We start from the raw sequence: 10,856 nt of genomic DNA on the forward strand, positions 1-10,856 counted from the left end.
CTGCGTCCAGCCTACCTCTCCAGCAACGGCCAAGCTCGGCACCAGTACGAAATTGCTTTGGTGTCAATGTATTCGTTGACACTAAGATAACTGCAAATACCATGCAGTTGTAGAGGTGCAATAAGTTCAAATAATCCAAGAATGCACCTCCCGAGCAGTCGGAAGCTCGCGCGCCCAGAGGGGCCCGCACAATGGAGGAATTCTCATGAAATTGAAGTTCGGGGCGATCCCGCTTGTCTCGCGCAGACTGCTTCTTTCGGCAGCCGGCGCGCTCCTGACCGCAACCATGCTGGCTGCGCCAGCGCCTGCGCTGGCTGGAGCCCGCGACAGCGTCACCATCGGCGTGCGCGAGGACATTCCGGGCCTGGACCCGACGATCCGCCAAGGCACTATCATCAGCCTCGTTACACTCGGGAACGTTTTCGAAGGGCTGACGCGCTTCAACGAGGACGGCTCGCTGTCACCCGGCCTTGCGAAGAGTTGGGAAATCTCGCCCGACGGTAAGACCTACACGTTCAAGCTGGTCGAGGGCGCAAAGTTCTCCGACGGCAGCGACTTCGACGCCGCCGACGTCAAATGGACCTTCGAGCGCAATNGACGGTAAGACCTACACGTTCAAGCTGGTCGAGGGCGCAAAGTTCTCCGACGGCAGCGACTTCGACGCCGCCGACGTCAAATGGACCTTCGAGCGCAATGGCGGTGCTGACAGCACCAATCCAGAAAAGGCGTATTTCGCCTTGATGGAAAAGATCGAGACGCCCGATGCGCACACGGTGGTGCTGTATTTGTCGGAGCCGAATTCGCTGCTCTTGCAGAAACTCGCCTGGGGCGTGTCGGCCATCGTCGCGCAAGAGACGGCGGCGGGCAATGCTGCCAATCCGGTCGGCACCGGTCCGTTCAAGCTCAAAACCTGGGACCGTGGCGCTGCCGTCACGCTGACGCGCAACGAACTTTATCGCGAGCCTGCTCGGGTGAAGCTCAATACGGTCGTGTTCAAGCTGGTGGAAGACCCGTCGGCGCAGGTGGCCGCGGTGCAGGCTGGCGATGTCGATTTCTTCCCGCTGTTTTCCTCGCCCGAAAGCCTCGAGCAGTTCAAGTCCAACCCCGANCCGTCGGCGCAGGTGGCCGCGGTGCAGGCTGGCGATGTCGATTTCTTCCCGCTGTTTTCCTCGCCCGAAAGCCTCGAGCAGTTCAAGTCCAACCCCGATCTCGTCGTGATGGATGGCGCCTCGGAATTCGAGGTCATCATGGGGCTGAATAGCCGCCGCAAGCCATTCGACAACGTACTGGTGCGGCGGGCGCTCGCCAAGGCTATTGATCGCAAGGCAGTGGTTGACGGAGCCGAGTTCGGCTATGGCAAGCCGATTGGCTCGCATTTTTCGACCAACCATCCGGCTTACATAGACACCACCGAGGTAAACGCCTACGACCCGGAGGCTGCGAAGGCCCTGCTTGCGGAAGCGGGTTACCCGGACGGGTTCGAAACCACCATCAAGGTTCCGCCGCAGGGACCGTTCGTGCGCAGCGCCGAGATCGTCGCCGCCTATTTCGAACAGGTCGGGGTCACGCTGAAGATCGAGAAGGTCCAGTGGCCGCAATGGCTGGAGCAAGTGTTCCAGAACCACAGCTATGACATCTCCATCGTCGATCATGTGTCGCCTATGGACTTCGACGTCTACGCCAACCCCAACTTCTTCTTCGGCTACGACAGCCCGGAATTCCAGGCGATCTGGCAGGAGATCAAGGCGGCGCCTACCGAAGAGCAGCAGACGGCCGCCTTCCACAAGACGCAAGACTTCCTCGCCAAGGATGTCCCTGCCCTCTTCCTCTACCAGGCGCGCAACATTTCCATCGCACGCAAGGGCCTCACGGGCCTGTGGAAGAGCATGCCAACCTTCAAGGCTGACATGACTGAAGTGTACTGGGCAGACTAAGATCACCGGCGGCGACCGCAGGAAAGCGTATCCTGCAGTCGCCTGTCTTTCAGACCGTGCATGGAGTGCCGCAGCTTATGACATCGAGCCTGATTTCAGGGAAATACGTCGTCTGTCGCGTCGAAGGGCGCGACGAGCCGGTTGTTGTGGCGGACGGCGCCATTTTCCAGCGCGACGGCAAGATTGTCGAAGTCGGCAAGAAGGCCAACCTCCTGGCCCGTCACCGGCCTGACGAAACTATCGGCTCCGACCGGCACGTCATCGTGCCGGGGTTCGTCAACGGGCACCATCATATGGGTGTCACGCCGACCCAGCACGGAGCACCCGATGTCGCGCTCGAGCTGTGGATAGCCAAACTGATGGCCAAGCGCACGATCGATCCCTACCTCGACACGCTTTATTCGGCCTTCGAGATGATCGGTTCGGGCATCACCACCGTCCAGCATATCCAATACGGCGTGCCTGGCCCGGTCGAGAATATCTACAATGTGGCCAACGAGGTGCTGCGCGCCTATCGCGACATCGGCATGCGCGCTTCTTATTCGTATGTCATCATGGATCAGAACCGGCTTCTCCATCAGGACGATGCCCTTTTCGCCGCCAGTCTGCCAAAGCCGTTGGGTGAGAAGTTGGTCCAGTTCACGGCAGGCAACGCGATTTCGCTGGAAGACAACTTTACGCTCTTCAAGGCGCTCCACGAGAAGTACGCATCGGACGACAGGCTGAAGATCCAGCTTTCACCTGCGAACCTGCATTGGATGAGCGACGAAGTGCTGGCGAGGACCAACGAGGTCTCCGAAGCCTACGGCGTGCCGATGCACCTGCATCTGCTGGAGACCAAGTACCAACGCGAATATGCGCTAAAGCGCACGGGCAGGTCTGCCGTAGAGCATATCGAGGCGCTCGGGCTGCTCGGGCCACGCCTCACGCTCGGGCACGCCGTGTGGCTGAGTGAATCCGACATCGAGCGCGTTGCCGGCACAGGCTGCCGGATCTGCAACAATGTCAGCTCGAACCTGCGAATCCGTAGCGGCATCGCCCCCGTCAATCACTTCGCTCGGCACAGTATTCCGGTTTGCGTCGGGATCGACGAAGCTGGCATCAACGACGACCGCGACATGCTGCAGGAAATGCGCATGGTGCTGAACATCCACCGCACGCCGGGCATGGACGATGTGCCGCCAACCTCGGGCGAAGTCCTTCGCATGGCGACCGAACACGGTGCGGCAACCACGCCTTTCGGTGACCGGATCGGCACGCTTGAGCCCGGCAAGGCGGCAGACTGTGTGCTGCTCGACTGGGACAGCATCGCCTATCCTTACCTCGATGACGAGGTGCCGCTGGTCGATGCGATCTTGAAGCGCGCGACGACGCGCTCCGTCGATACGGTCGTGGTCGCAGGCGAAGCGATCTGGCGAAATGGGCAATCCACCCGGCTCGACCGGACGGAAATCCTCAAGGAGTTGGCGCAAAACGCGCGCCAGCCCCTCACCGCCGGCGAACTCGAATTCAAGGACGTGGCGCGCCAGGTGTTCGACCACGTCAAGGCCTTCTACAGCCACTACGAGTGCAACGCGGCTGCCGAACCATACCGCTATAACGACTTGCGCCCGCTCTCTGCGATGCGCAGGCCCACGGGCACCTGAGAGGTAACGGAGATGATCGCATTCCTGCTACGCCGAATTGCGACTTTCCTGGCAACGCTGGCCATCGCCTCGGCGGTCATCTTTGCCGCGCTCGAACTGCTTCCGGGCGACCCGGCCCAGATCATGCTGGGCATCGATGCGCCTCCTGATGCGCTGGAGGCGCTACAAAAGAAGCTCGGCGTCGATCGCCCGGTTGTAGAGCGTTACTTCACCTGGATCGGCGGACTCGTCGTCGGCGACATGGGCGAGAGTTTCACCTATGTCATGCCGGTCAGCGACCTGATCATGACCCGATTGGGGGTAACGCTGCCGCTGGCGCTGCTTGCCGCCTTGATCAGCGTGCTAATCGGCGTGCCGGTCGGCCTCTATGCAGCCGCCAACCACAAGACCCCGCGCGACTATGGCGTGATGATCTTCGGCCAGCTTGGCATCGCCATACCGAATTTCTGGTTCGCCATCCTGCTGGTTCTTGTCTTTTCAATCTATCTTGGCTGGTTCCCGGCAGGCGGCTTCCCCGGCTGGGACGCCGGCTTCTGGCCGGCAATCAAGGCGCTGATCCTGCCGGCGTTCTCGCTTGCAATCGTCGAGGCCGCCATCTTCGCCCGCATCTCGCGCTCTGCCGTGCTCGATGTCCTGCGCGAAGACTTCGTCAGGACGGCGCGCGCCAAGGGTCTCAGCCGCAAATCGACGCTGGTCAAGCACGTGTTGCGCAATGCGATGATCCCGATCATCACGATCTGCGGACTGGAACTCTCCAGCCTGCTTGTTGGCACCATCGTTATCGAGCAGGTGTTCAACATTCCCGGCCTTGGCCGTCTCGTTTTCCAGTCTCTCACCCAGCTCGACCTGATGGTGGTGAAAAACCTCATCATGCTGCTGGTGGCGCTGGTGGTCTTCATAAATCTGGTGGTCGACCTTCTCTATGCGGTCATCGACCCGCGTCTCAAGCATCAGGGGCACTGACAATGAGCACGTTTCTCAAGAACGCCAGCATGCACCGCAGCCTCATGATCGGCGGCGTGCTCACCTTGCTGTTGCTGTCGGTTGCCGTCCTCAGCCTGTTCTGGACACCCTGGTCGCCAACGGCCATCGACATCGCCAACAAGCTAAAAGGCCCATCCGCCAAGCACTGGCTCGGCACCGACCATCTCGGGCGCGACGTGCTTTCCATGCTGATGAGCGGGTCGCAGATTTCCATCATTGTCGGCTTCCTCGCCGTCAGCGTCGGCCTGCTCGTCGGCGTGGCGCTGGGCGCGCTCGCCTCCACCTATCGCGGCTGGGTGGAAGAGCTCATCATGCGCATGAGCGACTTTTCCATCGCCTTTCCGATCATCATCACCGCAGTGCTGTTGACGGCGATCCTCGGTCCCGGCACGGTCAACTCGATTTTGGCGATCGGCCTGTTCAACATTCCGATCTTCGCCCGCATCACGCGCGGCGCGGCCAATGCGGCCTGGGCGCGGGAATATGTCATGGCCGCGCAGACCTGTGGCAAGGGCCGGCTGCGCATCACCATCGAACATGTCTTGCCAAACATCAGCGGGGCGCTGATCGTCCAGGCGACGATCCTGTTTGCCGTCGCCATTCTTGCCGAAGCCGCCCTCTCCTTTCTCGGCCTTGGCACACAGCCGCCCGAACCAAGCTGGGGCAAGATGCTGAACAACGCCCAGACCTTCGTCGGCCTCGCGCCGCATCTGGCGATCTTCCCCGGCCTTGCCATCGCACTGTCGGTGATGGGGCTCAATCTGATCGGCGACGGGCTGCGCGACGTTCTCGACCCGAAACTTGCACGTGCACGATAGTCGGCAAGGGAGAGCCACAATGCTTCAGGTCAAAAACCTCAACATCACCATTGCCGGCGCAACGCGGGACATTTCCATCGTCAAGGATGTCAGTTTCGAACTTGATGCCGGCCGTTCGCTGGGTGTCGTGGGCGAATCCGGCTCCGGCAAATCCATGACTGCGCTGGCGCTGATGGGTCTCTTGCCCGGCGCCATCCGCGCCAGCGGCTCGATCAATCTGGCCGGCCAGGAACTGCTCGCGCTTAGCGAACAGGAGATGTGCTCGGTCCGAGGCAACAAGGTTGCGATGATTTTCCAGGAGCCCATGACGTCGCTCAATCCGGTCCAGACCATAGGGCGACAGGTTGCCGAGCCGCTTGTCCTGCACAAGGCAATGACGCGCACTGCCGCCCGTGAGGAAACCATAAGGCTGCTCGACCGCGTCGGGATTCCCGATGCCGCGCGCCGCCTCGACGTCTATCCGCACCAGCTTTCGGGTGGGCAACGCCAGCGGGTCATGATCGCCATCGCCCTGTCCTGTTCGCCCAATGTGCTGGTTGCCGACGAGCCGACAACAGCATTGGACGTTACCGTTCAGCGCCAGATTCTCGACCTATTGCGCGAACTCGTCAGCGAAACCCGCATGGCGCTGATCATCATCTCCCACGACCTCGGCGTGATCGGCGAGATGGTGGACGAAATGCTGGTCATGTATGGCGGCAGTGTCGTGGAACGCGGCCACGCCGACCAGGTCTTCGCCAAGCCCGCTCACCCCTATACCAGCCGGCTCATCGAAGCGATCCCGCGCTTTGGCATGCCGCGAAGCGAGCGGCTGAAGACGATTCCCGGCACGATGCCCGAAATGGGCAGCGAGATGAAGGCCTGCATCTTCGCCGGGCGATGCGATCTGGTCTACGCTGACTGCCTTGAGGCTCCCCCACCCTTCGTATCGGTCGATGACGCGCATGTTGCCGCCTGCATAAGAGCCGGGCGCGTCATGGAGACTACTCAATGACCCAGCCCATCATCGAAATACGCAATCTGGAACGGCGTTTCCAGCTACCACGCGAATCCCTGTTTCGCCCTGCGAGCACGGTCTATGCGCTGAATGGCATCAACCTGACGGTCGAGCCGCAGCGCAGCTTCGGCATTGTTGGCGAATCCGGGTGCGGTAAGTCCACGCTCGCCCGCATCATCATGGGGCTGGACAAGCCTTCGGCCGGATCTGTAAAGGTCAAGGGAAAGGACATCATCGCTATTTCGCCGGCTGAGTTGCGGGAAATGAGATCCGACTTCCAGATGGTGTTCCAGGATCCGTTCGGCTCATTGAATCCGCGCCATCATGTCGAGCGCATCGTGGCCGAGCCGCTATTTGCCGTCGGCAGTTCGGCAAGCAAGCAGGAGCGCAAGGAAAAGGTCGCGGAGACTCTGACCTCGGTCGGATTGCGGCCCGCCGACATGGAAAAATATCCTCATGAATTCTCCGGAGGGCAGCGCCAGCGCGTGGCGATAGCGCGCGCACTGATCACCCGTCCTTCGCTGATCGTGGCAGATGAACCCGTGTCGGCGCTTGACGTTTCGGTGCAGGCTCAGGTGCTCAACCTGCTGCGCGATCTCGAGGATCAATTCGGCATCACGTTCGTATTCATCAGCCACAACCTTGCTGTAGTGGACTACGCTTGCCAAGACGCTGCCGTGATCTATCTGGGACGGATCGTCGAACAGGGGCCGACTTCGCAATTGTTCAGCGATCCCCTGCACCCGTACACGCAGTCGCTGGTCGATGCCGTTCCTCATGTTGGCGTGAAAAACCGACATATTGCACGGCAGGCGCCGACTGCGCTCAAGACCCAAACGGCGGCGCAGACCGGCTGTACATTTGCCGGGCGCTGCGGCTTCGCCAAGGAGCGCTGCCGCGTCGAACAGCCCAGCCTGCGCGTTGTGGAAAGCGGCCATTCGGTCGCTTGCCATTTCTTTGAAGAAACGAGAAGCGACCGACAGGCCGCAGCAAAAACGGCGATTGCGGTCTGAAATGAACCGGGCATCCGTCCGCCGGCATGGGTGAAACAGAATGCGCATTCTGCTTATCAACGGAAACACCTCGCCGGCAACGACCGAGAAAGGGGCAGCCGAGGCAAGGCGGATTGCAGGACCGGGTGTGGAGATCGTTCCCGTGACCGCCGATTTCGGCGCCGGGCTGATCCTGACACGCGCCGACAACGTTCTGGCAGCGCACGCAATGATGGTTGCTCTTGCAAAGCATCACAAGGGTTGCGACGCCGTCGTTATCGCGGTCTCGACGGATACGGGGCTTGGCGCGTTGCGCGAGATTTCACCGATCCCTGTTGTCGGCATGACAGAGGCCGCGCTGCTGACCGCCTGCATGATGGGCGGCAAGTTCGGGATGATCGTCTTCGACCGGCGTGCGGAACCGGTGTTCCGCGAAGTGGTCGCTTCGCATGGCCTCACCGATCGCATGGCGGCGCTCAAGGTCATCGACATGACAGTCGCCGATTTTGCTGATCCGGCCCGTATTGCCGTCCTGACGGTTGCAGCGGCGAAATCGCTGGCATCGGAGCATGGTGCTGATTCCGTCATTGTCACCGGCGGAACCATGGCGGGCGTCGCGCACAAGCTTCAGGAGCAGATTCCGGTTCCGCTGATCGACGGCATTTCGTGCGCCGTGCTGCACGCCATCACGCTGGCGCGGCTGGCGTTTCCAAAACCCAGCAGCGGCAGTTTCGTTGCGCAACCGATCGAGCGGCCGAAGGGCCTGGATCCCGACCTGGTCGAGTTCATCGGCCGCGCATCCAATCGAGAATAGTGGACCGGCTTTATCGCTTTTCGCTGAACAACCCTGCCAGGACGGGGCTCACGCCAACCATTTCCTTTGCAGCCGGCGCCCTGTAGCTGCCCGCCCTCGCTTTCGAAGCGCCTATGCCATGCAGGGCTTCTGCCATGCGTACCGCACAGGTCACCCCATCAAGTAGCGGTGCATTGATGCGGTCGACCAGTTTACGGCTGAGCCCGGCAACGGCACCACCGCCAAGGATGATCACTTCCGCGCCGTCCTGCTCGATCGCGGCGTTCGAAAGGGCGGTCACTTCGTCGGCGAGGCTGCCGGGGTCCGAACCCGCGTCAACGACACGCCGCTCAATGGTGCGCACGCTTGCGAGCCGCGAACCGAGACCGTATTGCATGGCAAGCTCGCGCAGCGGCTGGGCCATGCGAGCGCCAAGCGTGACGATTGAAAATCGTCCGCCCAGCATGCAGGCGGTAAGCATCGATGCCTCGGCGATGCCGACGACCGGAAACGGCATCAGTTCCCTAGCCGCTGCGAGGCCAGGGTCGGAGAAGCAGGAGATCAGACCAGCGTCGATGCCCTCCGCATTTTCGGCGAAGGCCACCACCGTTGCGTGCGCAGCGATGGCAACTTCTGTTCGGCATTCGATGCCGCGCGCGCCGAAACCAACCGTTACGGCCTTGATTTCCGTATCCGGGGAAGCGGCGCGCCGAGCTTCCTCGACTATGAGGTCGGTCATGAACTCCGAGGTGTTGGACTGGACAACCAACAGGCGCATGTTCGGCATTCTCTCTTTAGGTCGTTATGCGGTCGTTCTGGCGAAGGGCATCAAGCCTTCGACAGGTGAAGCCAATGGCGCGCGATCTGCTCGCGCGTCGCGAACCATACCTTGCCCTTTTCGGTCATGTGGCGCAGCACGGCCTCAAGCCCATTTATGCGCGCCGGGCGGCCGATGATGCGGGTGTGCAGGCCGATTGTCATCATCTTGGGCGAGGTCTCGCCCTCCTCCCACAACCAGTCGAACCCGTCATTGACGTAGTCGGCGAAATCCTTGGCGCGCACGAATGGCGATTCCGGGCGCTGACAGCGCATGTCGTTGGTGTCGAGGCTGTAAGGCACTACAACATGGCGACGGTCGCCGACATTCAGGATGCGCGGCAGGTCGTCGTCGTAAAGGTCGCTGTCATAGATGAAGCCACCTTCCTCGATGAGCAGCCGGCGCGTCGCCAGCGTGTAGGGAGCGCGCGAATGCCAGCCGACAGGCCGCACGCCGGTAACGCGGCGAATGCTTTCCACCGACTGCTGGATCCAACTCCGTTCCTCGTCCTCATTCTTTCCGGCGGGCGTGTCCCAGCGATAGCCGTGGCAGCCGATCTCGAACCCGCGCTTGAGGCCGTCCTCTCCGACCCAGGGAGTCTTTTCCAGCGCCTGCCCACACAGGTTCAGCGTGCAGGTAACGCCATACTTGTCGAGAACGCGCAGAACGCGCCAGTACCCAGCGCGGGCACCGTAGGCGAAGTGGGACTCCATGGCAGGATCGGGAATGTCGAGCGGCTCCTGCGTCATGTCGTAGACGCGCTCGTTATGCGTATCGCCCTTAGAAATGGCGAATTCGGACCCCTCCTCGATGTTGAGAACCAGCGACACCGCCACACGCGCCCCGTTGGGCCATTTGGCATGCGGCGGATTGGGGCCGTAGCCGTAAAGGTCCTGATCGGCCATCGACGTATCGAGCGCCTTTGCTTCACTGTTCATTCCCGACTTTCCTCTGCTAACAAGCTCGGGCAGCAGGGCCACCGGTGGCGCCCTGCTTGCCCTTTCCAGCGGTATGTCCGCCCTATGTGATCACGTTGAAGGCGTTGCGCCTCAATTCTCCCAGTGCACGTCGGTCATGTTGGCCATGAAGACCGGCATGTTCTTCCACAGTCCATTCAGGCCCTTGCGAGCAACCGAGATGTTGCGGGTCTGGTAGAGCGGAATAACCGGAACCTCCTCCGCGAAGAGTTTCTGGATCGCCTGAAGGCTCTGCGTTTCGGCGTCCGGCGTCGTCGCGGCCTTCACCGCCGTCAGGGCGTCCCGATAGTTCTGGCTGTCGTAGCCGTAGAAATAGTCCTTGTTGGCATGGACGTCGAAGTCCATCGGCGCATCATGATCCACTATCGATAGGTCGAAGCTATGGTTGCGGAACACCTGCTCCAGCCATTGCGGCCATTGCAGCTTCTCAATGTTCAGCTTGACACCGACCTGCTCGAAATAGGCGGCGACGATCTCGGCGCTGCGCACAAATGGCCCCTGCGGCGGAACCTTGATGGTGACCTCGAAACCTTCCGGATAGCCTGCTTCGGCAAGCAGCGCCTTCGCAGCCTCGGGATCGTAGGCGTTCACTTCAGTGGTATCGATGTAGGCTGGGTGGTTGGTCGAGAAATGCGAGCCAATCGGCTTGCCGTACCCGAACTCGGCTCCATCCACCACGGCTTTGCGATCGATCGCCTTGGCCAGAGCCCGCCGAACCAGCACGTTGTCGAGCGGCTTGCGACGGTTGTTGATGCCGAGCAGAACCTCCGCCTCGGACGCCCCTTCCATCACGACGAGCTCGGGGTTGGACTTGAACTGCTCGAGGCTTTCGGGCGAGGAAAACAGCGGGAAGAAATCGACATCGCCAGCCTGCACCGCGGCCACCTGCGCCGACGGG

General features: G+C 61.3%; 11 protein-coding genes and 1 pseudogene. 9 read left to right on the forward strand and 3 right to left on the reverse strand.

What is annotated here, in order from left to right:
* Positions 1–205 precede the first annotated feature (205 nt).
* The 9 genes and pseudogenes from ASD64_RS20235 to ASD64_RS20270 all read left to right on the forward strand — a co-directional run.
* Positions 206–595, forward strand: a 390-nt coding sequence (locus tag ASD64_RS20235) for an ABC transporter substrate-binding protein (RefSeq protein ID WP_244480872.1), incomplete at its 3' end; no start/stop codon positions are given.
* A gap of 25 nt (positions 596–620) precedes the next feature.
* A partial coding sequence (locus ASD64_RS22085; protein ID WP_413813624.1) for an ABC transporter substrate-binding protein occupies positions 621–1,108 on the forward strand: 488 nt, incomplete at its 3' end.
* A gap of 1 nt (position 1,109) precedes the next feature.
* Positions 1,110–1,934 (forward strand): annotated as a pseudogene (locus tag ASD64_RS22090) (ABC transporter substrate-binding protein); the annotation flags it as partial.
* A 77-nt stretch (positions 1,935–2,011) separates the two neighbouring features.
* Entirely contained in the window at positions 2,012–3,580 is a 1,569-nt protein-coding gene (locus tag ASD64_RS20245; protein ID WP_056109125.1) for an amidohydrolase family protein, read from the forward strand.
* A gap of 12 nt (positions 3,581–3,592) precedes the next feature.
* Positions 3,593–4,543: an ABC transporter permease gene (locus tag ASD64_RS20250; RefSeq protein WP_056109128.1), complete on the forward strand. Its 951-nt coding sequence runs from the start codon at positions 3,593–3,595 to the stop codon at positions 4,541–4,543.
* Between the two features lie 2 nt (positions 4,544–4,545).
* Entirely contained in the window at positions 4,546–5,382 is an 837-nt protein-coding gene (locus ASD64_RS20255) for an ABC transporter permease (protein WP_056109132.1), read from the forward strand.
* A gap of 19 nt (positions 5,383–5,401) precedes the next feature.
* Positions 5,402–6,376: an ABC transporter ATP-binding protein gene (locus ASD64_RS20260; RefSeq protein WP_056109135.1), complete on the forward strand. Its 975-nt coding sequence runs from the start codon at positions 5,402–5,404 to the stop codon at positions 6,374–6,376.
* Positions 6,373–7,392 (forward strand): ABC transporter ATP-binding protein, encoded by a 1,020-nt coding sequence (locus ASD64_RS20265; RefSeq protein ID WP_056109139.1) that lies wholly within the window; start codon positions 6,373–6,375, stop codon positions 7,390–7,392. Before ASD64_RS20260 ends, ASD64_RS20265 begins: the two co-directional genes overlap by 4 nt.
* 40 nt (positions 7,393–7,432) lie before the next feature.
* Positions 7,433–8,185 (forward strand): aspartate/glutamate racemase family protein, encoded by a 753-nt coding sequence (locus ASD64_RS20270; RefSeq protein ID WP_056109143.1) that lies wholly within the window; start codon positions 7,433–7,435, stop codon positions 8,183–8,185.
* 10 nt (positions 8,186–8,195) lie between these two features.
* Here the strand turns inward: ASD64_RS20270 and ASD64_RS20275 are convergent, their stop codons facing one another.
* From ASD64_RS20275 to ASD64_RS20285, 3 genes are all read right to left on the reverse strand, one after another.
* Positions 8,196–8,942, reverse strand: a complete 747-nt coding sequence (locus ASD64_RS20275; protein WP_056109239.1) for an aspartate/glutamate racemase family protein — start codon at positions 8,940–8,942, stop codon at positions 8,196–8,198.
* A gap of 50 nt (positions 8,943–8,992) precedes the next feature.
* Entirely contained in the window at positions 8,993–9,919 is a 927-nt protein-coding gene (locus ASD64_RS20280; protein WP_244480873.1) for a polysaccharide deacetylase family protein, read from the reverse strand.
* Positions 9,920–10,030: 111 nt separating this feature from the next.
* A partial coding sequence (locus ASD64_RS20285; RefSeq protein WP_244480874.1) for an ABC transporter substrate-binding protein occupies positions 10,031–10,856 on the reverse strand: 826 nt, incomplete at its 5' end.

Origin of the sequence: Mesorhizobium sp. Root157, assembly GCF_001427385.1 — a bacterium.
Classification (GTDB): Bacteria; Pseudomonadota; Alphaproteobacteria; order Rhizobiales; family Rhizobiaceae; genus Mesorhizobium.

Bases quoted from the DNA above. Each gene is read 5' to 3' on its own strand.
- ASD64_RS20245 (WP_056109125.1), top strand. From the start codon at position 2,012: ATGACATCGAGCCTGATTTCAGGGAAATACGTCGTCTGTCGCGTCGAA.
- ASD64_RS20250 (WP_056109128.1), top strand. From the start codon at position 3,593: ATGATCGCATTCCTGCTACGCCGAATTGCGACTTTCCTGGCAACGCTG.
- ASD64_RS20255 (WP_056109132.1), top strand. From the start codon at position 4,546: ATGAGCACGTTTCTCAAGAACGCCAGCATGCACCGCAGCCTCATGATC.
- ASD64_RS20260 (WP_056109135.1), top strand. From the start codon at position 5,402: ATGCTTCAGGTCAAAAACCTCAACATCACCATTGCCGGCGCAACGCGG.
- ASD64_RS20265 (WP_056109139.1), top strand. From the start codon at position 6,373: ATGACCCAGCCCATCATCGAAATACGCAATCTGGAACGGCGTTTCCAG.
- ASD64_RS20270 (WP_056109143.1), top strand. From the start codon at position 7,433: ATGCGCATTCTGCTTATCAACGGAAACACCTCGCCGGCAACGACCGAG.
- ASD64_RS20275 (WP_056109239.1), bottom strand. From the start codon at position 8,942: ATGCGCCTGTTGGTTGTCCAGTCCAACACCTCGGAGTTCATGACCGAC.
- ASD64_RS20280 (WP_244480873.1), bottom strand. From the start codon at position 9,919: ATGAACAGTGAAGCAAAGGCGCTCGATACGTCGATGGCCGATCAGGAC.